Source organism: Aureimonas sp. CAS, assembly GCF_059838215.1.
In genome coordinates this window covers 3,338,774-3,362,762 of sequence record NZ_CM187563.1, presented here as the reverse complement: position 1 = coordinate 3,362,762, position 23,989 = coordinate 3,338,774, and the positions used below count along the sequence as shown (strand labels likewise).

Below are 23,989 nucleotides of genomic sequence, written 5' to 3'. Positions count from 1 at the left end.
GAGATGACGACCAAGCCCCGCACCCTCTACGACAAGATCTGGGACGACCACTTCCTCGGCACCGTCGACGGCGGCGCCGGCCTTCTCTACGTCGACCGCCACCTCGTGCACGAGGTGACGAGCCCGCAGGCCTTCGAGGGGCTGCGCGTGGCGGGCCGCAAGGTGCGCCGGCCCGACCGCACGCTCGCCGTCGTCGATCACAACGTCACCACCGGCGACCGGACGAAGGGCATCTCCAACGAGGAGAGCCGCATCCAGGTCGAGGCGCTGGCCTGGAACGCCGCCGAGTTCGGCGTCGAATATTTCAACGAGCTCGACCGCCGGCAGGGCATCGTCCACATCATCGGCCCGGAGCAGGGCTTCACCCTGCCGGGCATGACCATCGTGTGCGGCGACAGCCACACCTCCACGCACGGAGCCTTCGGCGCGCTCGCGCACGGCATTGGCACCTCCGAGGTCGAGCACGTTCTCGCCACGCAGACGCTGATCCAGTCCAAGATGAAGAACATGCTGGTGCGCGTGGACGGCGTCGCGCCGCAGGGCGTGACGGCCAAGGACATCATCCTCGCCATCATCGGCAAGATCGGCACGGCCGGCGGCACCGGCCACGTCATCGAGTTCGCGGGGGAGGCGATCCGCGCCCTCTCGATGGAAGGGCGCATGACCGTCTGCAACATGACGATCGAGGGCGGCGCGCGCGCCGGGCTCATCGCGCCGGACGAGACGACCTACGCCTATATCGAGGGCCGCCCGCGCGCGCCCAAGGGCGAGGACTTCGCCCGCGCCGTGGAATACTGGAACACGCTGAAGAGCGACGAGGGCTCCCATTACGACAAGATCGTCACGCTCGACGCCGGCGCCCTGCCGCCGATCGTCTCCTGGGGCTCCTCGCCCGAGGACGTCGTCTCGATCGAGGACGTGGTGCCGAACCCGGACGAGATCGCCGACGAGGTGAAGCGCGCCTCCAAGCGCCGCGCGCTCGACTATATGGGCCTGACGCCGGGCACGAAGATGACCGACATCGCGCTCGACAAGGTCTTCATCGGCTCCTGCACCAACGGGCGCATCGAGGATCTGCGGATCGTCGCCAAGATGGTCGAGGGCCGCAAGGTCGCCGACCGGGTCTCGGCGATGATCGTGCCGGGCTCGGGCCTCGTGAAGGCGCAGGCCGAGGCCGAGGGGCTGGACGCCATCTTCAAGGCCTCCGGCTTCGACTGGCGCGAGCCGGGATGCTCCATGTGCCTCGGCATGAACGAGGACCGGCTGAAGCCGAACGAGCGCTGCGCCTCCACCTCGAACCGCAATTTCGAGGGCCGCCAGGGCTACAAGGGCCGCACCCATCTGGTCTCGCCCGCCATGGCCGCGGCCGCGGCCATCGAAGGGCGCTTCGTCGACATCCGCGACTGGCGCTGACGTGATGCGCGGGCCGGCGTGACAAACGCGCCGGCCTTTGCCACAAGCGTGGCATGAAGAGCTTGCGGGCCTTGTTGGGGGATCGGCTGTCGGGCGGCGTCTGCGCCGGCCTCGCGGGCTGGTTCCTCGTGCTCAACCTCTTCGTCGCCGCCTTCTCCTGCGGCATGACCGTGCCGGTGCAGGCGGGAGCGAGCTTCGTGATCTGCGAGCCGGGCCAGCCGCTGGGGGCCGAGGCGCCGGACGGCGCCGCGCCCTTCAGCCACGACTGCCCCTATGTGATCGGCCATGACGGTGATGCGCTCGCCGTGCCCGCCGTCGCGCCCGGCGCCGATCTCGGGCCCGCCTTCGTCGTCGAGACCGACCTCGCCTTCGCGCCCGCCGACGATCCGGCCCGCTTCATCGACCCCGGCCGCCTCGGCCTCTCCCCCGGCCCGCGCGGGCCGCCCTCCCTCTCCGCCTGACCTGAACCGCACCCGGCCTTTGCGCGACGATCCGCGCCGGGGCCGACCGTTCGTCTCTCCCGGAGAGTTTTCCCATGAAGACCCGCTTCTTCGCCGCGCCCGCTCTGGCGGCGGCCCTCGCCCTGTGCCCGCTCGCGGCCCACGCCCATCACGACGGAACCCATCACGGCGAGGCCGAGGCCCCGGCCGACCCCGCCGCCGAGGCCGAAGCCGTCACGCTCGGCGACCTCGCGGTCTCCATGCCCTGGAGCCGCGCGACGCCGCCCATGGCGAACGTCGCCGCCGGCTATCTCATCGTCACCAATACCGGCGAGACGCCGGACCGTCTTCTCGGCGGATCGTCGCCGCGCGCGAGCCGCGTCGAGATCCATTCCATGACGATGGAGAACGACGTCGCGCGCATGCGCGAGATGCCCGAGGGCGTGGAGGTGCCGGCCGGCGGCGAGCTCGCGCTGGAGCCGGGCGGCTACCATCTGATGCTGGTCGGGCTCGACGCCCCGCTCAGCGAAGGCGACCGCGTCCCGCTGACGCTTCGTTTCGAGAGCGGAACGATCGATGTCGAGCTCGACGTGCGCGCCATGGGCGCGTCCGGCGGTTCCTCCGGGCACGGGGGCCACTGATGCGCCCGGCCCGTCTCGCCCTCCTCGCCGCCGCCGCCATCGCGCTCGGCGCCTCCTTCGCGGTCCTCGCCGGCGTCCTCGGCCAGGCCGCCGCGCCGCCGCAGGCTCGCGGCCTCGTCTCCTCCACCGGCACCGCCGACATCGGCGGTCCCTTCAGCCTGATTGACGAGACCGGCGCGCGCGTCAGCGAGGCCGACCTGACCGGCAGGCCGACGGCGCTCTTCTTCGGCTTCACCTGGTGCCCGGACGTCTGCCCGACGACGCTCTTCGAGGTCACGAGCCTGATGGAGCGGCTCGGACCCGATGCGGACCGGATGAACTTCGTCATGGTGACGGTCGATCCCGAACGCGACACGCCGGAGATCCTGAACGAGTATCTCTCGGCCTTCGACGCGCGCCTGCGCGGCTTCACCGGGACGCCGCAGGAGGTGGCCGCGATGACCGACGCCTACCGCGTCCAGGTGGAGCGGGTCGCGACCGAGAACGGCTACACGATGAACCACACGGCCTCGGTCTTCCTCATGGACGCCGAGAACGCCTTCGCCGGCACGATCACCTATCACGAAGACCCGGAGACGGCGCTCGCCAAGCTTCGCCGTCTGATCGACGCGGCGTGAGGGGGAGGGGAACGATGTCGAACGTCACCGCCTCCCGCGCCGAGCGCCGCGAGCGCTCCTCCGCCGATCTCTACCGCGCCGTCTGGCGCTGGCACTTCTATGCCGGGCTCTTCGTCCTGCCCTTCCTGGTCTCGCTGGCCGTCACCGGCGGGCTCTACCTCTTCCGTGACGAGATCGACGCCATCGTCCATTCCGACCTGAAGCGCGTCGAGATTCAGGAGAATGTCGGCCAGGCGTCGCCCTCCGCGATGGTCTGGGCCGCGCTCGGGGCCTATCCCGGCACCGCGATCCGCTATGTCGATCCGCCGCGCCCGGACGCGGCCGCCGAAGTCGTCATCGACGCCTTCGGACAGGGCCGGCTCGTCGTCGGCGTGAACCCCTATGACGGGACGGTGCTCGGCGCGCTTCCCGACCGGGGCACGGTGATGGGCATCGTGCGCGACCTCCATTCGCTGCGCTATTTCGGCCCCATCGCGCGCGGGGTGATCGAGATCGCGGCCGGCTGGGCGATCCTCCTCGTCGCCACCGGCCTCTTCCTCTGGTGGCCGAGGGGAGGTCAGCCCGGACGGAGGGGCGGCGTCGTGACGGTGCGCGGCACGCCGAAGGCCCGCGTCTTCTGGCGCGACGTCCACGCCGTCTCCGGCCTCGTCCTCGGCGGCGTGATCGTGTTCCTGGCCGTCACCGGCATGCCATGGAGCCAGGTCTGGGGCGGGCAGGTGAACCAATGGGCCAACGGCTCCAATTTCGGCTACCCGTCCGGCGTCCGCGTGGACGTTCCGATGTCGGGCCAGCGTCTGGCCGAGGACCAGCCGACCTCCTGGAGCCTGGAGCAGGCCGAGATCCCGGTCTCCGGCGCGGGGCGAACGCCGATCGGCCTCGACGCGGCGGTGGAAACCGCCGAGCGGCTCGGCCTGCATCCCGGCTTCGCGGTCCGCCTGCCGCAGGACGCGGGCGGCGTGTTCTCCGCCTCCGTCTATCCCGACGACGTCTCGCTCCAGCGGGTCGTCCATCTCGACCAATATACGGGCGAGCCGCTGGTGGACATGAGCTATGGCGATTACGGCTTCGGCGGACGCGCGCTCGAATGGGGCATCAACGTCCATCTCGGGCAGGAATACGGGCGGGCGAACCAGCTTCTCCTCGCCTTCGCCTGCCTCGGCATCGTGGTCTTGAGCGTCTCGGCCGGGGTCATGTGGTGGAAGCGGCGCCCCGCGCGCTCGCTCGGCGTGCCGCCCATGCCGCGCGATCCCCGCGTCTTCCGGGGGCTTCTGGCGCTGCTCGCCATCGGCGGGGTGATCTTCCCGCTCGTCGGCGCCTCGCTCATCGTCATGCTGGCGATCGACATTGGCGTCCGGCGGCTCGGCCAGGGCTGGCGCATGCGGCCGGCGGTCTGAACCCGTTCCAGCCGAAGCGCATCCGCTTCGGCGTCGCACGGTGCGGCGACGGACCGGGACCCCCGCCCTTCATGGGGGCGGGGGCTTCGTCGGCCTACATCTTCACCGCGGCATTCCCGCCATCGGCCCAGAGGGCCGAGCCCGTCACGAAGCTCGACATGTCGCTGGCCAGGAACAGGGCGGCGTGGGCGATCTCCTCCGGCTGCGCGATCCGCTTCATCGCGTGAAGGCCCGCCGCCCATTCGCGCTGCTCGGCGCTGCCCGCCATGGCCGTCTCGGTGCCGCCCGGCAGAAGCGCGTTCGCCCGGATGCCCCGCGCGCCGTAATCGGCGGTCAGCCCCCTGACCAGACCCATGAGGCCGGCCTTCGCCGCCCCGTAGGCCGACATGCCGGGCAGGCCGACGCTGTTGCCGACGAAGCTGCCCGTGAAGACCAACGATCCGCCGCCGCCCTTCAGCATGGCGGGCACCTGGGCCTTCGCCCCCAGGAAGGCGGCCGTGAGGTTGGTGCCGAGCACGTCCTCCCATTCCTGCGACGTCAGTTCGGCGAGGGGGCGCATCGCGCCCACCGTTCCGGCGTTGTTGAACGCGATGTCGAGCGATCCGAAAACATCGTTCGCGGCGGCGACGCATTCCGCGTGCGTTTGCGCCCGCGAAACGTCACCGGCGACCGTCACGACCTCGCCGCCCTCCCGGCGGATTTCGGCTGCCAGTCGATCCAGCGGCTCGGCCCGCCTCGCGCAGAGGACGAGACGGGCGCCCTCGCTGGCGAACAGCTTGGCGGCCGCTCGGCCGATGCCCGAACTGGCTCCGGTGATGATGGCGACCTTATTCGATAACAGCGTCATGGCGTCACTCCTGAGAACGGAGCGCATCAATTAAACGCCGAGCCCGCGCCCACCCACCCGCTTTTCGGCAGGCCCGCGAACGATCGGTCGGCCGCCCGGCATGGGCGGGGAGCGCAGCCGGCCGCCGGAGGGTCGGTGGTCCGCCTTTGAAGCTCCGCGCCGGAGCGGTATGTCGGTGGGCAAAGGAGCTCAGCCGCCATGAGTGACGCCGTCTCACGCCTGAACGACATCCGCGCCCGCATCGCCGCTGCCGCAGCCGGCCGCGAGGTCACGCTCGTCGCCGTCTCCAAGACCTTCGAGGCGGAGGAGGTCCGCCCCGTCCTGACGGCCGGCCAGCGCATCTTCGGAGAGAACCGCGTGCAGGAGGCCAAGGCCAAATGGCCGGGTCTTCGCGAGGAGTTCGAGGGAATCGAACTGCGCCTCATCGGCCCGCTGCAGTCGAACAAGACGGCCGAGGCCGTGGCGCTCTTCGACGTGATCGAGACGGTGGACCGCGAGAAGATCGCGCGCGAGATCGCCAAGGAGTGCGAGCGGCAGGGGCGCAAGCCCCGCCTCTACGTTCAGGTGAACATCGGGCGGGAGGAGCAGAAGGCCGGGATCGCGCCGCAGGAGGCCGTCGCCTTCGTCGAGCGATGCCGCACGGTGCACGGGCTCGCCATCGAGGGTTTGATGGCGATCCCGCCCTTCGAGGACGACCCCGCGCCGCATTTCACGGCGCTGGCCGAACTGGCGAAGGCGGCGGGCGTGGACAGGCTCTCCATGGGCATGTCCGGCGACTTCGAAGCGGCGATCGCCCACGGCGCGACCAGCGTGCGCGTCGGCTCGGCGATCTTCGGCGGGCGGGGGTAGGGGTGGCGGATCGTTCCGACACGCCGTCACGCTAGAGCCTTTCAGATCACTTGACCATGGTGCCGTAGGGACAGACGTCGTCATCGAAAGGGACGTGACGCCGCCGAAAGCTGGACTCGGGAACGACGGCAGGGTCGCCGATCCTGTCCATCCGGAAATGCCTGAAGTCGTCACGCGCATCGTCCCAACCCACCAGATACCAAAGCGGCGGCAGAATGAGCATGGCCTGCGGCTCTACCATGCGTCGGGTGCGCATTCCTTTCGCGTCGCGGTAGTCGAACAGAATGCGCTGGCGAGCCAGGAACGCCGCCTCGAAGGTCGGCAGGAGCCTCGGATCGATCGTCCCCATGTCGGACAGGTCCTGCCGGTCCGACACACGTCCGATGTGCAGGCAGCCGAGAAGGGCGCGCAGATCCTTCACCTTGTCCGCCGGAAGAGCCTGTTCGATCTTCGCGAGCCCCGCATCCGCCAGCTCCGAGAACGGCAGATGATAGGCCGCCCGCATGGCGGCGACGCTGATGAGAAGCGCGAACACCTCCGGAACGGAGAGCCTGGCCGTCGTCTGCACCGAATGCGGATCCAGCCGCAGCCCGCCGCCCCGGCCGACATCGGAATGAATGGTATGGCCGGCGTCCCGCAACGCGCCGATATCCCGTAGCACGGTGCGGCGCGAGGCACCGACCTCCTCGGCCAGTTGGGCGATGGTGGACGTGCCGTTGCGGCGCAGAGCGCGAACGATGGTGTCCTGCCTGACCCGCATGTTCATGACGCGGAACCTACGACAAAGGTGCCACCTTCTGGCACCGTTTGACCATACACCCGATCCCGCAACGCGCAGAAGGAGATGTGCAGATGGATCGTCGGGCCGTCAATCCGTGGGACTGGTCGCTCAAGTTCGGATACAATCAGGCCGAAATCATCGAAGGCGCGACGCGGCAGGTGATCTGCTCTGGCCAGACCGCCGTGAACGCGGACGGCATCCCGCAGCATGCGGGCGACATGCGCGCCCAGATCGCTCTGGCCCTGGACAATCTGGAGACCGTGCTCAGGGACGCCGGCGTTGGTCTGGGCAACGTCGTCAAGCTCGGGATCTATGCGACCGACGTCGACGAAGCCCTGAGGAATTTCGATCTGATCGGTATGCGCTTCGGCGCCCATCGCGCGTCTCCGCCAATGACCCTCCTCGGTGTGACGCGCCTTGCGATCCCCGGACTGCTCTTCGAGATCGAGGCGACCGCGGCCGCCTGACGGCGCCAGCGCTTCGAGGTCGCTCTTCGCCCCCTGTTCGAAGCCGGCATCGGGAAGAACCCTCTTCGATGCGGGGTCCTTCCCGAACCGATCGAGCGGAGCGTCAAGGCTCTAGGCTGCGATGGCCCGTTGCAGACTTCGGATCGCCATCCCGACATATCCCCGCGCCAGAAGTCCGGGTCCGAGCGGCCCGGACCGGTCCTCGCCGAGGAGAGGCAGGGTTCGAAGGGCGGCCCGCACCGCCGAGCTCATGTGACCGAGTTGCCAGCGGATTTCCTCCTCGCCCCAATCCGGCGAGCCTGAGCCTTCCGCACTCCTTGCCGCCGCAGCGTAGGCCGCGGCCCCGAGCGCATGGGCGCCCATGTGAGAGACCGCCGATGCCTGCCCGGCCGATCTGGCGGCAGCCACGGCCGCCGGAGCGCGGGCATCGAGAGCCGAGCTGCCTCCCCCGAACCGGTCACGGATCGCGACGGCCGTCGGCAGCGTCCCGTCGGCGAAGGATCGGGTCCGAGCGATGGCGGCCCGGGGGCGGGGATCGGTCGGCCGCTCGGCTTCGAAGAGGGGGAGCACGCGCTCCGCGCAGTCGGCCGCCCAGGCGGCGAGGAGCCGACGGTCGGTTTCGCTGAGACTTTGAGGAGAGCGTGTCATCGTCGGCGTCATGGCAACGAGGCCTCTTCAGGTGACCATTGCTGCGAGTAAACTCGCGGCGACGGCGAGCGGCAACCATCGCTCGCGGTTTCCGGGCGCGAGCGGTGTTTCGACCTCAGCGTCCCGCCAGGTCGGCGGCGAAGCCGTCGAGCGCATGGCGCGCCTCCGGCATGGAGCGCGGGCCGCCACGGCCCTCGGCCCTTACGACCATCCCAAAGGCCACCGTCGATAGGAGACTTGAACACTACAACGATATTTGCAATATCGAGGGAATGAACGACGACACAGTTGTTGCTGCCCTCTCCGCCCTCGCCCATGCCGACCGTCTCGCGGCCTTCCGGATGCTCGTGCGCGCCGGCCCGAACGGCATGGCATCGGGGGAGATCGCCGAGGCCCTGTCCATCCCGCCGACCCGCATGAGCTTCCACCTTGCGACGCTGGAGCGGTCCAGGCTCCTCCGCTCGTGGCGCGACGGGCGCCGCATCCTCTACGCGGCGAGCTATGACGACATGCGCCAGCTCCTCGCCTTCCTGACGGAGGACTGCTGCTCGGGGAACCCGGAGATCTGCGGCCATTTCGGCGACGCGTTCGCTTCCGACTGCGCCCCGGAGACTTAGCTGTGACCGTCACGATCTACCACAACCCCGCCTGCGGCACGTCGCGCAACACGCTGGAGATGATCCGCCGGTCCGGCGAGGAGCCGCAGGTGATCGAGTATCTGAAGGACCCGCCGGACCGCGCGCGTCTGATCGAACTGATCGAGGCCATGGGCATCCGGCCTCGCGACCTCCTGCGCGAGAAGGGCACGCCCTATGCCGAACTCGGGCTCGGGGACGAGACGCTGTCCGACGACGCTCTTCTCGACGCGATGATCGCGCACCCGATCCTCATCAACCGTCCGATCGTCGTGACGGACAAGGGGGCGGCGCTGTGCCGCCCGTCGGAGACGGTGCTGCCGCTTCTCGCCCATCCGGTCGCGACCTTCATCAAGGAGGACGGGGAGGTCGTCGGGGCCAAGGGTCCGGCGGCGTGAGCGTCCCCGTCGCCCCCGATCTGCCGAATGTCGATCTGGGTCAGCTTCGCCCGATCGACGTGGATGCGCTCGCCGGCCCCGGCGGCCCGACGCACCTGCCGCGCATCCTCGTTCTCTACGGCTCGATCCGCGAACGGTCCTACTCCCGGCTCCTGTCCGAAGAGGCCGGGCGCCTGCTGCGCTGGTTCGGGTGCGAGGTGCGCACCTTCGATCCCCGCGGCCTGCCGCTCCCGGACGGGGCCGAGCCGGACCACCCGAAGGTCGAGGAACTGCGCGACCTCGCCGATTGGTCGGAGGGCATGGTCTGGGTCAGCCCGGAACGCCACGGCGCGATGACCGGGATCATGAAGGCGCAGATCGACTGGATCCCCTTGGCCCTCGGCGCCAAGCGTCCGACGCAGGGAAAGACGCTGGCCGTCATGGAGGTGTCCGGCGGCTCGCAGTCCTTCAACGCGGTGAACCAGATGCGCATTCTCGGCCGCTGGATGCGCATGGTGACGATCCCGAACCAGTCGTCGGTGCCCAAGGCCTTCCTGGAGTTCGACGAGGCTGGCCGGATGAGATCGTCGGCGCTCTACAGCCGCGTCGTCGACGTCTGCGAGGAGCTGGCGAAGTTCACCTGGCTCGTGCGCGGGCGCTCGGCCTATCTGACCGACCGTTACTCCGAACGCGTCGAGACCGCCGAGGCCCTCTCGACGCGCGTGAACCAGCGCACCCTCTGACCCTCAACGTCCCGGAGCGTCCATGCTCGCCCTCGCGATCTTCGTCGCCACGCTCGTTCTCGTCATCTGGCAGCCCCGCGGGCTCGGCATCGGCTGGGCGGCACTGGCCGGCGCCGCGGCGGCGCTCAGCTCCGGCGTCGTCGGCTGGGGCGACGTGGAAACCGTCTGGCACATCGTCTGGGACGCGACCTTCACCTTCGTCGCGCTAATCGTCATCTCTCTGATCCTCGACGAGGCCGGGTTCTTCTCCTGGGCCGCGCTCCACGTGGCGCGCTGGGGCGGAGGTGACGGACGGCGCCTGTTTCCGCTGATCGTCGTCCTCGGCGCGGTCATCGCCGCCTTTTTCGCCAATGACGGCGCGGCCCTTCTGCTCACCCCGATCGTGCTCGCCATCCTCCTGCGCCTGCACTTCCCGCCCGAAGCAGCGCTCGCCTTCGTGATCGCCTGCGGCTTCGTCGCCGACACGACCAGCCTGCCGCTGGTGGTGTCGAACCTCGTCAACATCGTCACCGCGAACTTCTTCGGGATCTCCTTCGGACAGTATGCCGCCGTCATGGTCCCGGTGAACCTGGTCGCGCTCGCGGCGACGCTCATCGTGCTCTGGGCCTATTTTCGCAACGACATTCCGGCGACCTACGAGGTCGGCCGGCTGGAGGAGCCGAAGAGCGCGATCCGCGACCTGGCGGTCTTTCGCACCGCCTTCCCGCTCCTCGCCCTCCTGCTCGTCGCCTATCTCGTGACGGGGCCGCTCGGCGTGCCGATCGCCTTCGTCACAGGGGCCGCTGCCCTCGTCCTCATGGCGGTCGCGGGACGCTGGCTCTCCGGCGGGCGCGGCGCGGTCGTCCCGCTGGCCAAGGTGCTGCGCGAGGCGCCGTGGCAGATCGTCCTCTTCTCGATCGGCATGTATCTCGTCGTCTACGGCCTCGGGAACGCCGGGCTGACGGACATCGCCGCGAGCGTGCTGCATTGGCTCGCCGACCAGGGGACGTTCGTGGCGACCGTCGGGACGGGCGTCGTCGTCGCCATGCTCGCCTCCGTCATGAACAACATGCCCGCCACGCTCGTCGGGGCGCTCGCCATCGACCGGGCGGACGTCGCGCCCCTGACCCGCGAGCTCATGATCTACGCCAACGTCGTCGGCAACGACCTCGGGCCGAAGTTCACGCCGATCGGCTCGCTCGCGACCCTCCTCTGGCTCCACGTCCTCGCCGGCAAGGGGCAGCGGATCACCTGGGGGCAGTATGTGCGGGTGGGGCTCGTGCTCACCCCGCCCGTTCTCCTCGCGACGCTCGTGGCGCTGTGGGCGTGGCTGCCGGTCGTCTCCTGACGTCCGGTTCCGTAGATTCAAAGGGTAAGGGCGACTTTTGTGCGTGCGTTCGGACGCTCGGCGCTCTGGGACTGCCCCGGAAGCCCCGGCACTCTGGGTCCTCGCGGTCGAACGAAGGCAGGCGCCGGGCACGAGCGTGCGTTCGTCGAGCGCGAGAAGGCAGCGGCCGCTCAGCCGGCGGCGCCGCTCAACTGCGCGAGCCAGATCGACTGCATGTTGTAGCAGTGGAACGACGTCACCTTCCCGTCCTTGAGATGAAACACGTCGCAGCACGGGACGTCGAACGTCCGTCCGGCGGACGGGATGACGCCGTTCGGCCCGGGAAAGTCGGCCGCCTGGGTCCCCTGCAGCCGCAACTCCACGACCACGACGTCGTCGCCCGTCGAATAGAGCTTCATGAGTTCGCGGTGCATGTCGGGAAAGATCGAGGCCAGGCCCTGGACGGGCTGGCGGACCTCGTCTCCCGTCCAACGCTGGCCGGACGCCATGTCGAGAAAGTAGCCGTCCGGCGCGAAGTGCGAGGCGAACGCGTCCGCGTTCAGGCTGCGGGCTTCGGCGGCCGCATAGATGGCTCTCACGATGCGTTCGTTGGCGGTCATTCTCATTCACCTGTGGTTGTGCCTGTCGCTCGGGGCCACCATGCGATGCTCGCGGCCCTTGCGGCGGATGGATTCCGACGAATATCGATGACGGGTGACGTGGAAACAATGATGACCGCGCTCCCGACGTGTCGGCCACGACCCTGCAAGCCGTGCGGGTTGCCGCGGGGCGCGGCTCGACCGGCGCCTGCCTTGCGTGCGTCCCGGGCGGCACGGGGCCGCCGGTCGCCTTCGCGCCATTTCCGGCCCGATGGCGGAGCCGGGCGCGCAGTTCAGTCCGCCAGCGCCCTCTCGACGGCCGCCTGCGCATGGAGCGCGGTCGTGTCGAAGATCGGAACCGGGCTGTCCTGCGGGCCGATCAGGAGCATGATCTCCGTGCAGCCGAGGATCACCGCTTCGGCGCCCTCTTCGACCAGCCGCCCGATGATCCACCGGTAGGCCTCGCGCGAGGCCGCCTCGATCCGTCCGGCGACGAGCTCCTCGTAGATCACCCGGTGGACGGTGGCGCGATCCTCCGGCCCTGGCACGATGACGTCGAGGCCGTGGCGCTCGCGCAGGCGGCCCTTGTAGAAGTCCTGCTCCATGGTGAAGGCGGTTCCGAGAAGCCCGACGGTTCCAAGCCCCGCCGCCCTGATCCGGTCCGCCGTCGGGTCGGCGATGTGCAGGAGCGGGATGCCGACCGCCGCCTCCACCTGCGGGGCGAGGCGGTGCATGGTGTTGGTGCAGATCATCAGGAGATCGGCCCCGGCGCCCTCCAGCCGACGCGCCGCGTCGGTCATCCGGTCGGCGAGCCCGTCCCAGTCGCCGCGATGCTGCAGCGCCTCGATCTCGGCGAAATCGAACGACCACAGGAGGCAGCGCGCTGAGGCCGTAGGCCCCCGCCGGTCCCGGACCCCCTGGTTGAGGATGCGGTAGTATTCCGCCGAGCTCTCCCAGCTCATTCCCCCGATCAGCCCGATCGTCCGCATGGCCTGTTCCCGTTCGACGCCGAAAAGCGAGGATGCGCCGTTCGGGGGGCCATCCTTAGTCCGAAAGCCGGTGCCGCGCGAGCCGCGCCGCTGCCGGTCCGGGCAGAGGCTCGCGCGCGCCGCTTCGTTCTCCTCGCCGCGCGGCGCCCTATCTTGGGACCTAAGCCCGCGTCTCGAGGAGCCCGCTTGTGACCCCATCCGCCTCCGAGGCCGTCTTCGCGAGGCGGACCGTCATCGCGACCGCCATCGTGCTGGCCATGCTGATCGCGCTGGCCGTCTTCTACTTCGCCGCCAGCGCCTTCTTCATGGTCTTCGCGGCGATGGTGCTGGCGGCCATCTTCGACGGCGCGGCGCGCGCGGCGATGATGCTGGGGCTCGGGCGCGCGGCCTCCCTCGCGCTCGTCTTCCTGGCGACCCTGGCGGCGCTCGCCGGCCTGATCTTCTGGGGCGGCGCGACCCTCGCCGATCAGGCGCGGGACCTTCTGGACGCGGTGAGCGGGCAGGCGACGAGCGTTCTGGAATGGGCGCAGAGCCAGGGCTTCCCGGTCTCGGCCGAGGAGATCGAGCCGAGCGAGATCCGCGACATGCTGCCCGACGCCAGCGGCGTCCTGTCGGGCGCGACGACGGCGCTCTTCTCCGTCGCCGGCGGCATCGGCAACTTCTTCATCATCCTCTTCCTCGCCGCCTTCATCGCCTGGAGCCCCGGCATCTACCGGCGCGGCACGGTCAGCCTCGTGCCCAAGGCCAAGCGCGCCCGGCTGGGCGAGGCGATGAACGAGAGCGCGCAGTCGCTGCGCATGTGGCTCCTCGGCCAGGCGATCTCCATGGCCACCGTCTTCACCGTGTCCTGGATCGGCCTCTGGCTGATCGACATGCCCTTCGCCTTCCTTCTGGCGCTGCAGGCGGGGCTGCTCGCCTTCGTGCCGACGCTCGGCGCCATCGCGGCGGGCGTGCCCATCGTCCTGACAGGCCTGTCGGTGGACACGACCACCGCCTTGCTCGGCGTCGGCGTCTACATCCTGATCCAGGGCGTGGAATCGAACGTCACGACGCCGATCGCGCAGAAATGGGCGACCTCGCTGCCGCCGGCCCTGACGCTGACGGTCCAGCTCATCTTCGGCCTGCTCTTCGGCCTCGCCGGCTTCATCCTCGCGGTGCCGGTCGTGGCGGTGATCAAGACGATGGTGACGATGCTCTATGTCGAGGACGTGCTCGGCGGCGGGGAGCCGGAGCCGTCGGACGGCGCCTGACAGGCTTGGCGGCGGCGCCGCCCTCCGGCTAGAACGGTTCGAACGACGCGCTTCAATCGGGAGGAACGATGAGCGAGAAGACGATCCCCGTCCGTGACGAATGGGCCGCCGAGGGACTGATCTCGGAGGCGACCTACCAGGAATGGTACCGGAAGAGCCTGTCCGACCCCGACGCCTTCTGGGGCGAGCACGGGCTTCGCGTCGACTGGATCCGCCCCTTCTCCAAGGTGAAGAACACCTCCTTCGCGCCCGGCAACGTCTCGATCCGGTGGTTCGAGGACGGGCAGCTCAACGTCTCGGCCAACTGCATCGACCGGCATCTGGAGGGCAAGGCCGACCAGACGGCGATCCTGTGGGAAGGCGACGACCCGAAGGACACCCGGGCGATCACCTACCGGCAGCTCCACGAGGAGGTCTGCCGCATGGCGAACGTCCTCAAGGACCGAGGCGTGAAGCGGGGCGACCGCGTCACGCTCTACATGCCGATGATCCCGGAGGCGGCCTTCGCGATGCTCGCCTGCGCACGCATCGGCGCGGTGCACTCGGTCGTCTTCGGCGGCTTCTCGCCGGACGCGCTGGCCGGGCGGCTGGAGGGCGCGGCCTCCTCAGTCCTCATCACGGCGGACGAGGGCTATCGCGGCGGCAAGACGATCCCGCTGAAGGCGAACGCCGACAAGGCGATCGAGATCGCCGCCAAGGCCGGGCAGAGCGTCGACACCGTCCTTCTGGTGCGCCGCACCGGCAACGAGGTCGCGGTGACGCAGGGGCGCGACGTCTGGTGGCACGAGGCGCGCGAGAGCGCCTCGGCGACCTGCGAGCCCGAGGCGATGAACGCCGAGGACCCGCTCTTCATCCTCTACACCTCCGGCTCCACCGGTAAGCCGAAGGGCGTGCTCCACACCACCGGCGGCTATCTCGTCTACGCCTCGATGACGCACGAACACGTCTTCGGCTGGCGCCCCGGCGACGTCTACTGGTGCACGGCCGACGTCGGCTGGGTGACGGGCCACAGCTACATCGTCTACGGCCCGCTCGCCAACGGCGCGACGACGCTGATGTTCGAGGGCGTGCCGAACTTCCCCGACACGTCCCGGTTCTGGCAGGTCGTGGACAAGCATCGGGTCACGATCTTCTACACCGCGCCGACGGCGATCCGGGCCCTGATGGGCGGCGGCGACGAGCCGGTGCGGAAGACTTCGCGCAAGAGCCTGCGCGTGCTCGGCACGGTGGGCGAGCCGATCAACCCGGAAGCCTGGAACTGGTACTACCGCGTCGTCGGCGAGGAGCGCTGCCCGATCGTCGACACGTGGTGGCAGACCGAGACGGGCGGCATCCTGATCACGCCGCTGCCGGGCGTCACGGCGCTCAAGCCGGGCTCGGCGACGCTGCCCTTCTTCGGCGTGAAGCCGCAGATCGTGGACGCGGAGGGCCAGGTGAAGGAGGGCGCCTGCGACGGCAACCTCGTGATCGCCGATTCCTGGCCAGGGCAGATGCGCACGGTCTACGGCGACCACAAGCGCTTCGAGGAGACCTACTTCTCGACCTATCCGAACAAGTACTTCACCGGCGACGGCGCGCGGCGCGACGAGGACGGCTACTACTGGATCACCGGCCGGGTGGACGACGTCATCAACGTCTCCGGTCACCGCATGGGCACCGCGGAGGTGGAATCCTCCCTCGTCGCCCATCCGAAGGTCTCGGAAGCGGCCGTCGTCGGCTACCCGCACGACGTGAAGGGGCAGGGGATCTACTGCTACGTCACGCTCATGGGCGGCATCGAGCCGACGGAGGAGCTGCGCCGCGAGCTCGTGTCTCACGTGAGACAGGACATCGGGGCCATCGCCTCGCCGGACAAGATCCAGTGGGCGCCGGGCCTGCCGAAGACGCGCTCGGGCAAGATCATGCGTCGCATCCTGCGCAAGATCGCCGAGGACGATTTCGGCGCGCTGGGCGACACCTCCACTTTGGCCGATCCGGGCGTCGTGGACGATCTGGTGGAGAACCGCCAGAACAAGCGCGGCTGAATCCGCCCGAAGGGCGGCTTCGCATACCGATGCGGTCCGAAGGTCTTCTCCGGCCTTCGGAGCGTCGCGCGTGAGGGGCAAGGCGGCCGCCACCGGGCGACGTTGAAGGGCGCCGCGGGAGCTTCATATTCCCGATCAGGGTGGGAGCTCGGGCGCGGCGACACCCCTCGTTCGCATACGCCTTCGGATCGGCCCTCATGTCCAAGACCAAACGGGAGCGGCTGTCCCGGTTCGACTTCCTGCTCGCCCAGCTGCGCCACCGCATCTGGTTCCGGGCCGCCCTGATCACCGTCGCGGCCATCGTCGTCGCGGCCCTGGCCGCCATCGCCAGCAATTTCGTCCCCTTCGAGTTCACGGTCGAGATCGGGCAGGACGCCGTCGGCACGTTGCTCGAGATCATCGCCTCCTCCATGCTGGCGGTGACGACCTTCTCCCTCACCGCGATGGTGACGGCCTATGGTTCGGCGACGCAGAACGCGACGCCGCGCTCGACCCAGCTCCTGATCAACGACACCACGTCGCAGAACGCGCTCTCCACCTTTCTCGGCGCCTTCGTCTTCGCCATCGTCGGGATCATCGGCCTGCAGACCGGCATCTACGGCGAGCAGGGACGGATCGTCCTCTTCACGGGCACGGTCGCCCTCATCGCCGTGATCGTCCTGACCCTGCTTCGATGGATCTCCCATCTGACGAGCTTCGGCCGCATGTCCGACGTGATCGACCGGGTGGAGGACGCCGCCTGCCGGTCGATGGAGGCCTTCGCCGCCGACCCGATGGGCGGCGCGCGGCCGGCGATCCCCGTGCCGGATCGGGCGCGGCCCGTCTATTCGAAGAAGACGGGCTACGTCGTGCACGTCCATCTCGACCTCATCGAGAGCTTGGCCGAGGAGCACGATCTGATCATCCACGTGGAGGCGATCCCCGGAACGCTCGTGCATGCGACGCGGTCGCTCGTCCATGTCGAGGGGACCGTCACGGACGAGATCGAGGACGCGCTGTCGGGCGCCTTCTCGCTGGAGCGGCACCGCACCTTCGATCACGATCCCCGGCTCGGGCTCATCACGCTGGCCGAGATCGGCAGCCGGGCGCTGTCCCCAGCCGTCAACGATCCGGGCACGGCCATCGAGGTCCTGAACGCGATCCTGCGCGTCCTGACGCGGCTTCGGGACGACGGGGCGGACAAGGATCGGGACGACGAGGGCGAGGCGGAACCGGCGTCGGAGCGGGTCTATCTCGCGCGGCCCCACGAGCGCGAGTTCGTGGAGGACGCCTTCGCCACGCTGGTGCGCGACGGCGGCACCCAGGCGGAGGTCGCGATCCGGCTGTCCAAGACGCTGGCGGCGGTGCGCGCCCAGGTGCCCGCCATGGCGCCCGCCGCGACGGCCATGGCGCAGGCCCTGGCGCGGCAGATGAGGGCGGACGGCACGGAGCTGGAGCGCGAGCGTTTCGAGCGCTCCCACGCGCCGATCTGGGAGGGGCGGCCGGCCTGACGCGGCGCCCGACAGGGGGCGCGACGCGAGGGCGCAGACTTTCGGTACGTCGAGCCCTTGGCAAGCCCGGCCGCCGACCCCATACTTCTGTTCGTGTTCAACGTAATGGAAGGAGGTGATCCGATGTCGAGTGATTTCCAAATGTCGGCCGGATCCAGCAATTCTCGCCGGTCGGAAGGGGCAGCCTCCTTCTGATCCGACGATTTTGCCGATCCGGTTTCGGGATCATCCCGGCCGGCAGGGCAGACATCACGGGGCCGCCTTCCAGAGATGGGAGGCGGCCTTTTGCTTGTCTTGCCCGCAGCTAAGCGAATGTCGGTCGTCGCCGGGGCTCGCTCCGGGGGCGCTTCTGCCGGGAGCCTTGAGGCCAAGGCCTCGCCGGCTCGCCCCCCTCTGGGCTGCCGCCCATCTCCCCCGCAAGGGGGGAGATCGCGGCTTGGAATGTTGCAGCCTCTCCGTCGAAGGGCTGATGAAGCCGAAGATCCGGCAACGTTGCAGGCCTAAGCGAAATGACCGAAGCGAATGATCTCCCCCCTTGAGGGGGAGATGCCCGGCAGGGCAGAGGGGGGCGCCGAAGGGCGCGGCCTTCGACGAGCGTCGGAGAAGAGCCTCCGCGTTTACCCATAGAGGTCGGCTGCGCCGGAGATCACGTCGCGCGAGATGTCTCGGCCTTCTGCCGGGAGATGCCCCGCCGGCTCCCCCCCTCTGGGCTGCCGCCCATCTCCCCCGCAAGGGGGGAGATCGCGGCTTGGATGTTGCAGCTTCTTCGTCGAAGGCCTGGGCCAGTCGAAAGGCTGAAGACGTTGCAGGCCTTGTCGAAATCATCGAAGCGAATGATCTCCCCCCTTTGAGAGGGAGAGGCCCGGCAGGGCAGAGGGGGGTGCCGAAGGGCGCGGCCTTCGACAAGCGTCGGAGAGCAGCCCCCGCGTTTACCCATAGAGGTCGGCCGCGCCGGAGATCACGTCGCGCGAGATGTCTCGGCCTTCTGCCGGCTCGCCCCCCTCTGGGCTGCCGCCCATCTCCCCCGCAAGGGGGGAGATCGCGGTTTGGATGTTGCAGCTTCTTCGTCGAAGGCCTGGGCTAGTCGAAAGGCTGAAGACGTTGCAGGCCTTGGCGAAATTATCGAAGCGAATGATCTCCCCCCTTGAGGGGGAGATGCCCGGCAGGGCAGAGGGGGGCGCCGAAGGGCACGGCCTTCGACGAGCGTCGGAGAAGAGCCTCGGCGCCTACCCGTAGAGGTCGGCCCGCGTCGGGGGCAGGCCGGACGGGCCCTTGTCGCGCTTGGAGGCCAGCGTCTGGTTGATCATGACCGAGCCGCGCTCGAAGGCCAGCGCGCAGCCGGCGAGGTACAGGAGCCAGACCCGCGCCTTCTCCGGCCCGATCTCTTCGACGGCCGCGTCCATGTTGGCGCGCAGGCGCTCGGCCCAGAGCCGGCAGGTGCGGCCGTAATGCTCGCGCCAGTTCTCCACGTCGTGCACCTCGAAGCGGTGTGCCTCCAGCTTCTGCAGGGAGTGGCCGATGAAGTCGAGCTCGCCGCCGGGGAAGATGTATTTCGTGATCGCCCGGTATTCGCGCGAGCGCTTCCGGTGGAAGTCCTTCGGCGTCTTCTTGGCGGGCCGCGCGATCGCGTGGTGCAGATAGAGGCCGCGCGGGCGCAGCAGCCTGGAGACGGCCGAGAAATAGGCGTCGTGATGGGCGAAGCCCACATGCTCGAACATGCCGATGGAGGCGATCTTGTCGAAGCGCCCGGTCAGCTCCTGGAAGGGCTTGAGCTCGATCGTGATCCGGTCCGACAGGCCGGCTTCGGCGACGCGGCGCGTTGCGAGATCGAACTGCGCCTGGCTGAGCGTCACCCCATGGCCGGTGATGCCGCGCGTCTTGGCCGCATGGATCAGGAGCGCGCCCCAGCCGCAGCCGATGTCGAGGAAGCGCTCGCCCGGCGACAGGCGCAGCTTGCGGCAGATCATCTCCAGCTTGTCGGCCTGGGCGCGATCGATGTCGTCGTGCCAGCGGTCGAAATAGGCGCAGGAATAGACCATGCGCTCGTCGAGGAAGAGGCGGTAGAAGTCGTTCGACACGTCGTAATGGAACTGGATGGCGCTCCGGGTCGAGCCCGAGCGCCCCTCGTCCGTGCCGATCGCGGCGGCCTGACGCTTCTCCGCCCGGCGAAGGCGCCAGAGCGCGGGAAGGGCGCGGGCAATCCGCCCCTTCTCCAGCCGCTTCAGCCCTTGCTTGCGGCCGCCCTCGGGCCGCGCCGCGGCGATGTCGAAGATCGAGCCGTCGGCGACGTCGAGCCGCCGGTCGGCCCACAGCTCGACCAGCGTCCCGATGGAGGGCGCGAAGGCGAGGCGCGAGAGAACATGGGCGTCGGCGACGACGAGCGTCGGGCCGCCGGCGGGGCCGATGCGCTCCCCCGTCCAGAGGCGGACGCCGAAGCCCGGCCGGAACGCGTCCACGGCATGGGCGAGGAGGTCGGCGACCGTCCGCTCGGCCCGTTCGGTGCCGGCGCGTCGGCCTGTCGTCGGATCGTTCGCCATGCGCATCTCCTGAGCCGCCAGACTTGGCGGTTCGCGGCAGGCCTGTCCAGTCGCGATTCCCGGTCGGGCCGAACGGTGCGGGCGTCGCCCGTCTCAGGCGGTCGAGGAGAGTTTCATGAGGGCGATGCCCGAGACGATGAGCGCGGCCGCGAGGATCCGCATCGGGCTCGCGCTTTCCCCGAGGAACAGGATGCCGACGACGAAGGCGCCCGCCGCGCCGATCCCCGTCCACACCGCATAGGCCGTGCCGAGCGGGAGGGTGCGCAAGGCGAGCGTCAGAAGATAGAAGCTGATCGCCATCGACACGACCATGATCGCGGTCGGGCCGGGCCTCGTGAAGCCCATCGAGAATTTCATCGCGCTCGCCCAGACGATCTCGAAGAGGCCGGCGAAGAGAAGCATGATCCAGGCCATCATCGGCCTCCTTTTCAGAAAGCCGGGCCGTCCCGGGCATGGAATGGGGGTGCGGCGGGCCGTCCCGCGCGCCTTTCAGATGGTTCGCGGGGGCGTCCGGGTCAAGGCGACGGCCGGCGTCAGCCGCGCGTCGCCTGCCGGGGAACGGGAACGCCCGCCACCGAACACCAGTCGCGGCGGCGGCCGCCGTCATAGGCGACGACGAGGCCCTCGGAGAGCAGACGCCGCGCGATATCGGGCTCGCTTTCGGTCGAAAGGTCCGCAAGGACGCGGCCGAAATATTTGTCGCCCTCGATCCGCGTCAGGCGCACGGGGCCGTCGCCGATCAGTTCGATGAGCCGGGCGCGCGCCTCCTCGGCCGCCTCGATCTCGCTCGGGCACTGGCCCCGGCGCTCCGGCGCGTCGATGCCGCGAAGGCGGACCGCCACGTGCACCGCCTGCATCGGCCAGACATAGGCGGCGACCATGACCGTGTCGCCGTCGCGCACCTCGATCACCTGCGCCTCGACGGGACCCGCGATCCGGCGCGGCGGAACCTGCGGCTCGGCGAGCGCGGGCGCTGTGAACGCGACGGAGAGGAACAGAGCGAGGGCGGCGCGCGGCACGGGCGACTCGGGGTGAGATAAGACAGAAGTCCTATCTACCACGCAGGCCTGCGTACCGCAAATGCCCGTTTCCGCGAGCCATGCAACCGGAAGGAGGGTCCACGCGCGAGGGTCGTGAAGGAAATCCTAACGCGCTTCCCCCTCAGAAGTCGGAGGTGATGCCCTTCTTCTCCCAGTCGCCGTAGCGCGTGGGCTCCGGCCCGTCGCGCCCGTTCAGCTCGGGCGGCAGGTCCGGTCCGGCCTCGGCGCGGCGGCGCTCCGCCGCCTCGGCGAGGGCACGCTGCGCGGCCGCCGAAAGGGGCTTGCGCTCGGGCGTCTCGGTGGTGTCTTCGCTCATCCGTGCGGAGCCTCTCGTTTCGCGGGTGCCGGCCGCGCCGCTCGCATTGAAGCGGAACGCCCGGCGCACCAGATCATGAGCCGTCAGATCGCCCCTTCGGGGCCTCTTCGCAAGCTGGAGATGCGACCACCGATGAACATGATCAAGACGGCCATGCTGATCGCCCTGATGACCGCCCTCTTCATGGGCGTCGGCGCCCTCATCGGCGGCAGCCAGGGCATGATGATCGCCTTCGCGATCGCGGTGGCGATGAACCTCTTCGCCTACTGGAACTCCGACAAGATGGTGCTGCGCATGCACCACGCCCACGAGGTCGACGAGCGCACCGCGCCCGAATACTACCGCATGGTGCAGGGACTGGCCGCGCAGGCCGGTCTTCCGATGCCCAAGGTCTTCATCATCGAGAACGACCAGCCCAACGCCTTCGCGACGGGCCGCAACCCGGAGAACGCCGCTGTGGCGGCGACGACGGGCCTGCTCCAGCGCCTGACGCCGGAGGAAGTGGCCGGCGTCATGGCGCACGAGCTCGCCCATGTGCAGAACCGCGACACGCTGATCATGACGATCACCGCGACGCTGGCGGGCGCGATCTCCATGCTCGGCAATTTCGCGTTCTTCTTCGGCAATTCAGGCGGCGACAACCGCAACCCGCTCGGCATCGTCGGGGTGCTTCTCGCGATCATCGTCGCGCCTCTCGCGGCCATGATCGTGCAGATGGCGATCTCGCGCACCCGCGAATACTCGGCCGACCGGCGTGGCGCGGAGATCTGCGGGAACCCGATCTGGCTCGCCTCCGCGCTGCAGAAGATCGCCACAGCCGCCGGGCGCACGGTGAACGTGGACGCCGAGCGCAATCCCGCGACCGCGCACATGTTCATCATCAACCCCCTGAACGGCCAGCGCGCCGACGGCCTGTTCTCGACGCACCCCGACACCGGAAACCGCATCGCGGCGCTCCAGCAGATGGCGGCCGAGATGGGGGCGGGGCGCGCGAACCCGGTGCGCGGCGAGAGCGCCTTCGGCGCGGGCCTGCGCCACACCGGTGGCCAGCGCGGACCCTGGACGGGCGGAAGCGGCGGCTCCTCCTCGGGCCAGGGGCCCTGGGGTTGAGCGCGCGTCCCTCGGGCGCGCGGCGCGGCAGCGGAGCGAAGGCCAGGGACAGCGGGGCTTCGGAGCGGGCCGAGCCCGCGCGGCCGGGCCTCGCCAGCCGTCAGGTGGCGGCGCGGTTGCTCTCGGCCGTCGTCGATGCCCGGACCTCGCTCGACGGGCTGACCGATCCGAGCGGCGGGCATCCGGGTTACCGCGGGCTGGAGCCGCGCGATCAGGCCCTGGTGCGGGCCATTCTCGCTACATCCTTGCGCTTTCGCGGCACGATCGAAGGGCTGGTCTCCGGGGCGATCGAACGCCCGCTCCCCGAGGGCGCTGTCTCGCTGCGCCATCTCCTTCACGTCGGCGCGGCGCAGATCCTCTTCCTCGACGTGCCGGATTCGGCCGCCGTAGACCTTGCGGTCGCAGCGGCGAACGAGGACCCGCGCAACAAGCGCTTCGCGGGGCTCGTCAACGCGGTGCTGCGCCGGATCGCGCGCGAGGTGAGCGAGCGGCCGCACGTGCCGGTGGACCCGATGGCGGACATGGCGCCCTGGCTGCGCGAGCGACTGACCGCCGCCTATAGCGAGGCGCGCGCGCAGGCGATCGCGCGCGCGCATCTGAGCCCCGCGCCCGTCGATCTGAGCGTGAAGGCCGACCCGGCCGGCTGGGCCGAGCGGCTCGGCGGCCGCGCCCTTTCGACCGGAACCGTCCGGCTCGACCGGCTTGACGGGCCGGTGACGGCGCTGCCGGGCTTCGAGACGGGCGAATGGTGGGTGCAGGATGCCGCGGCCGCCATCCCCGCGCGCCTTCTGAGCGACATCGCGGGCCGGCGCGTCGCGGACCTGTGCGCCGCGCCGGGCGGCAAGACCGCGCAGCTCGCCGCCGCCGCAGCGAGGGTCACGGCCTTCGACATCTCCGCCAGCCGCCTGAAGCGCCTGAACGGCAATCTCCAGCGCCTCGGTCTCGAGGTGGAGACGCGGCTCGGGGACATCCGCGAGGTCGCCCCCGAACCCTTCGACGCGGTGCTTCTCGACGCGCCCTGCTCCTCCACCGGGACGATCCGCCGGCATCCGGATGTCGGCTGGACGAAGAGCGCCGAGGAGGTGGAGAAGCTCGCGCGGGTCCAGGCCGGGCTGCTCGACCGGGCGGCGGAGTTCGTCGCGCCGGGCGGGCGTCTGGTCTTCTCCAACTGCTCGCTGGACCCCGCCGAGGGCGAGGCGGTGGTGGAGGCCTTCCTCGCCTCCCGCCCCGAATTCTCGCGCGAGCCGGTCGCCCCGCACGAGCTCCCCGGGCTCGAAACGGCGATCGATGCCAAGGGCGACGTCCGCACCACGCCCGACATGGAGTTCGGGGTGGCCGAGGGCGCGGTTCCGGGTCTCGACGGCTTCTTCGCCGCGCGCCTGCGGCGCAACCCGTGAGCGCCGTCATCCGTCCGTCTTAGGGAAGCATTTACCTCGATCCGCGAAACTTGCGTGCGGGGCCCCGTCGCGGCGCGGC

25 protein-coding genes are annotated in these 23,989 nt (G+C 69.7%); 16 read left to right on the top strand and 9 right to left on the bottom strand.

Annotated features, from left to right (window positions below):
• Window positions 1–3: 3 nt before the first annotated feature.
• The 5 genes from leuC to AC6R2M_RS16160 all read left to right on the top strand — a co-directional run bounded on the left by leuC (window position 4) and on the right by AC6R2M_RS16160 (window position 4,505).
• Window positions 4–1,413, top strand: a complete 1,410-nt coding sequence (gene leuC, locus AC6R2M_RS16180; protein ID WP_500483899.1) for a 3-isopropylmalate dehydratase large subunit — start codon at window positions 4–6, stop codon at window positions 1,411–1,413.
• Between the two features lie 53 nt (window positions 1,414–1,466).
• A complete protein-coding gene (locus AC6R2M_RS16175) occupies window positions 1,467–1,874 on the top strand; it encodes a hypothetical protein (protein ID WP_500483898.1) in 408 nt (135 codons plus the stop codon).
• Between the two features lie 74 nt (window positions 1,875–1,948).
• Window positions 1,949–2,494, top strand: coding sequence for a copper chaperone PCu(A)C (locus AC6R2M_RS16170; RefSeq protein ID WP_500483897.1), 546 nt, complete (start codon window positions 1,949–1,951; stop codon window positions 2,492–2,494).
• Window positions 2,494–3,111, top strand: a complete 618-nt coding sequence (locus AC6R2M_RS16165) for an SCO family protein (protein WP_500483896.1) — start codon at window positions 2,494–2,496, stop codon at window positions 3,109–3,111. Before AC6R2M_RS16170 ends, AC6R2M_RS16165 begins: the two co-directional genes overlap by 1 nt.
• Before the next feature lie 14 nt (window positions 3,112–3,125).
• The gene (locus tag AC6R2M_RS16160; RefSeq protein WP_500483895.1) at window positions 3,126–4,505 is read left to right on the top strand and encodes a PepSY-associated TM helix domain-containing protein; all 1,380 of its coding nucleotides are present in this window, start codon (window positions 3,126–3,128) and stop codon (window positions 4,503–4,505) included.
• A gap of 94 nt (window positions 4,506–4,599) precedes the next feature.
• Here the strand turns inward: AC6R2M_RS16160 and AC6R2M_RS16155 are convergent, their stop codons facing one another.
• The gene (locus AC6R2M_RS16155; protein ID WP_500483894.1) at window positions 4,600–5,352 is read right to left on the bottom strand and encodes an SDR family oxidoreductase; all 753 of its coding nucleotides are present in this window, start codon (window positions 5,350–5,352) and stop codon (window positions 4,600–4,602) included.
• A 198-nt stretch (window positions 5,353–5,550) separates the two neighbouring features.
• Here AC6R2M_RS16155 and AC6R2M_RS16150 point away from each other — a divergent pair, with 198 nt between their 5' ends.
• A complete protein-coding gene (locus AC6R2M_RS16150; protein WP_500483893.1) occupies window positions 5,551–6,201 on the top strand; it encodes a YggS family pyridoxal phosphate-dependent enzyme in 651 nt (216 codons plus the stop codon).
• A 46-nt stretch (window positions 6,202–6,247) separates the two neighbouring features.
• Here AC6R2M_RS16150 and AC6R2M_RS16145 read toward each other — a convergent pair whose 3' ends face one another.
• Window positions 6,248–6,967 (bottom strand): helix-turn-helix transcriptional regulator, encoded by a 720-nt coding sequence (locus AC6R2M_RS16145; protein WP_500483891.1) that lies wholly within the window; start codon window positions 6,965–6,967, stop codon window positions 6,248–6,250.
• A gap of 86 nt (window positions 6,968–7,053) precedes the next feature.
• Between AC6R2M_RS16145 and AC6R2M_RS16140 the strand changes: the two genes are divergently transcribed.
• Window positions 7,054–7,449, top strand: coding sequence for a RidA family protein (locus AC6R2M_RS16140; RefSeq protein ID WP_500483889.1), 396 nt, complete (start codon window positions 7,054–7,056; stop codon window positions 7,447–7,449).
• A gap of 111 nt (window positions 7,450–7,560) precedes the next feature.
• On the opposite strand, the gene AC6R2M_RS16135 is transcribed toward AC6R2M_RS16140, so the two are convergent.
• Window positions 7,561–8,109, bottom strand: a complete 549-nt coding sequence (locus AC6R2M_RS16135) for a putative immunity protein (RefSeq protein ID WP_500483887.1) — start codon at window positions 8,107–8,109, stop codon at window positions 7,561–7,563.
• 260 nt (window positions 8,110–8,369) lie between these two features.
• On the opposite strand from AC6R2M_RS16135, the gene AC6R2M_RS16130 reads away from it, so the two are divergent.
• The 4 genes from AC6R2M_RS16130 to AC6R2M_RS16115 are packed head-to-tail and all read left to right on the top strand — an operon-like array spanning window position 8,370 to window position 11,179.
• Window positions 8,370–8,714 (top strand): ArsR/SmtB family transcription factor, encoded by a 345-nt coding sequence (locus AC6R2M_RS16130; RefSeq protein ID WP_500483885.1) that lies wholly within the window; start codon window positions 8,370–8,372, stop codon window positions 8,712–8,714.
• A 2-nt stretch (window positions 8,715–8,716) separates the two neighbouring features.
• Window positions 8,717–9,130 (top strand): arsenate reductase (glutaredoxin), encoded by a 414-nt coding sequence (gene arsC / locus AC6R2M_RS16125; protein ID WP_500483883.1) that lies wholly within the window; start codon window positions 8,717–8,719, stop codon window positions 9,128–9,130.
• Window positions 9,127–9,852, top strand: coding sequence for an arsenical resistance protein ArsH (arsH, locus tag AC6R2M_RS16120; protein WP_500483881.1), 726 nt, complete (start codon window positions 9,127–9,129; stop codon window positions 9,850–9,852). The genes arsC and arsH overlap by 4 nt, the downstream gene beginning before the upstream one ends.
• A 22-nt stretch (window positions 9,853–9,874) precedes the next feature.
• Window positions 9,875–11,179 (top strand): arsenic transporter, encoded by a 1,305-nt coding sequence (locus AC6R2M_RS16115; protein WP_500483879.1) that lies wholly within the window; start codon window positions 9,875–9,877, stop codon window positions 11,177–11,179.
• 170 nt (window positions 11,180–11,349) lie between these two features.
• On the opposite strand, the gene AC6R2M_RS16110 is transcribed toward AC6R2M_RS16115, so the two are convergent.
• Both AC6R2M_RS16110 and AC6R2M_RS16105 read right to left on the bottom strand, forming a co-directional pair.
• On the bottom strand, window positions 11,350–11,778 hold the full coding sequence (locus AC6R2M_RS16110) for a nuclear transport factor 2 family protein (RefSeq protein WP_500483877.1): 429 nt from the start codon (window positions 11,776–11,778) through the stop codon (window positions 11,350–11,352).
• A 272-nt stretch (window positions 11,779–12,050) separates the two neighbouring features.
• On the bottom strand, window positions 12,051–12,746 hold the full coding sequence (locus tag AC6R2M_RS16105; protein WP_500483875.1) for an aspartate/glutamate racemase family protein: 696 nt from the start codon (window positions 12,744–12,746) through the stop codon (window positions 12,051–12,053).
• Window positions 12,747–12,934: 188 nt separating this feature from the next.
• Between AC6R2M_RS16105 and AC6R2M_RS16100 the strand changes: the two genes are divergently transcribed.
• The 3 genes from AC6R2M_RS16100 (at window position 12,935) to AC6R2M_RS16090 (ending at window position 17,510) form a co-directional block, all read left to right on the top strand.
• The gene (locus tag AC6R2M_RS16100) at window positions 12,935–13,996 is read left to right on the top strand and encodes an AI-2E family transporter (protein ID WP_500483873.1); all 1,062 of its coding nucleotides are present in this window, start codon (window positions 12,935–12,937) and stop codon (window positions 13,994–13,996) included.
• A gap of 68 nt (window positions 13,997–14,064) precedes the next feature.
• A complete protein-coding gene (gene acs / locus AC6R2M_RS16095; protein WP_500483872.1) occupies window positions 14,065–16,020 on the top strand; it encodes an acetate--CoA ligase in 1,956 nt (651 codons plus the stop codon).
• A gap of 197 nt (window positions 16,021–16,217) precedes the next feature.
• Window positions 16,218–17,510, top strand: a complete 1,293-nt coding sequence (locus AC6R2M_RS16090) for a DUF2254 domain-containing protein (RefSeq protein ID WP_500483871.1) — start codon at window positions 16,218–16,220, stop codon at window positions 17,508–17,510.
• 1,226 nt (window positions 17,511–18,736) lie between these two features.
• Here the strand turns inward: AC6R2M_RS16090 and AC6R2M_RS16085 are convergent.
• From AC6R2M_RS16085 to AC6R2M_RS16070, 4 genes are all read right to left on the bottom strand, one after another.
• Window positions 18,737–20,047 carry a class I SAM-dependent methyltransferase gene (locus tag AC6R2M_RS16085; RefSeq protein WP_500483870.1) on the bottom strand — a complete coding sequence of 437 codons (1,311 nt, stop codon included), beginning with the start codon at window positions 20,045–20,047 and terminating at the stop codon, window positions 18,737–18,739.
• A 93-nt stretch (window positions 20,048–20,140) separates the two neighbouring features.
• Window positions 20,141–20,461: a DMT family transporter gene (locus AC6R2M_RS16080; RefSeq protein WP_500487628.1), complete on the bottom strand. Its 321-nt coding sequence runs from the start codon at window positions 20,459–20,461 to the stop codon at window positions 20,141–20,143.
• 119 nt (window positions 20,462–20,580) lie between these two features.
• Entirely contained in the window at window positions 20,581–21,066 is a 486-nt protein-coding gene (locus AC6R2M_RS16075) for a thermonuclease family protein (RefSeq protein WP_500483868.1), read from the bottom strand.
• Between the two features lie 142 nt (window positions 21,067–21,208).
• Window positions 21,209–21,403, bottom strand: a complete 195-nt coding sequence (locus tag AC6R2M_RS16070; protein WP_500483867.1) for a DUF1674 domain-containing protein — start codon at window positions 21,401–21,403, stop codon at window positions 21,209–21,211.
• A gap of 132 nt (window positions 21,404–21,535) precedes the next feature.
• Between AC6R2M_RS16070 and htpX the strand changes: the two genes are divergently transcribed.
• A complete protein-coding gene (htpX, locus tag AC6R2M_RS16065; protein WP_500483865.1) occupies window positions 21,536–22,513 on the top strand; it encodes a zinc metalloprotease HtpX in 978 nt (325 codons plus the stop codon).
• Window positions 22,510–23,910, top strand: coding sequence for an RsmB/NOP family class I SAM-dependent RNA methyltransferase (locus AC6R2M_RS16060; protein ID WP_500483863.1), 1,401 nt, complete (start codon window positions 22,510–22,512; stop codon window positions 23,908–23,910). The genes htpX and AC6R2M_RS16060 overlap by 4 nt, the downstream gene beginning before the upstream one ends.
• The last annotated feature ends 79 nt before the right edge of the window (window positions 23,911–23,989 follow it).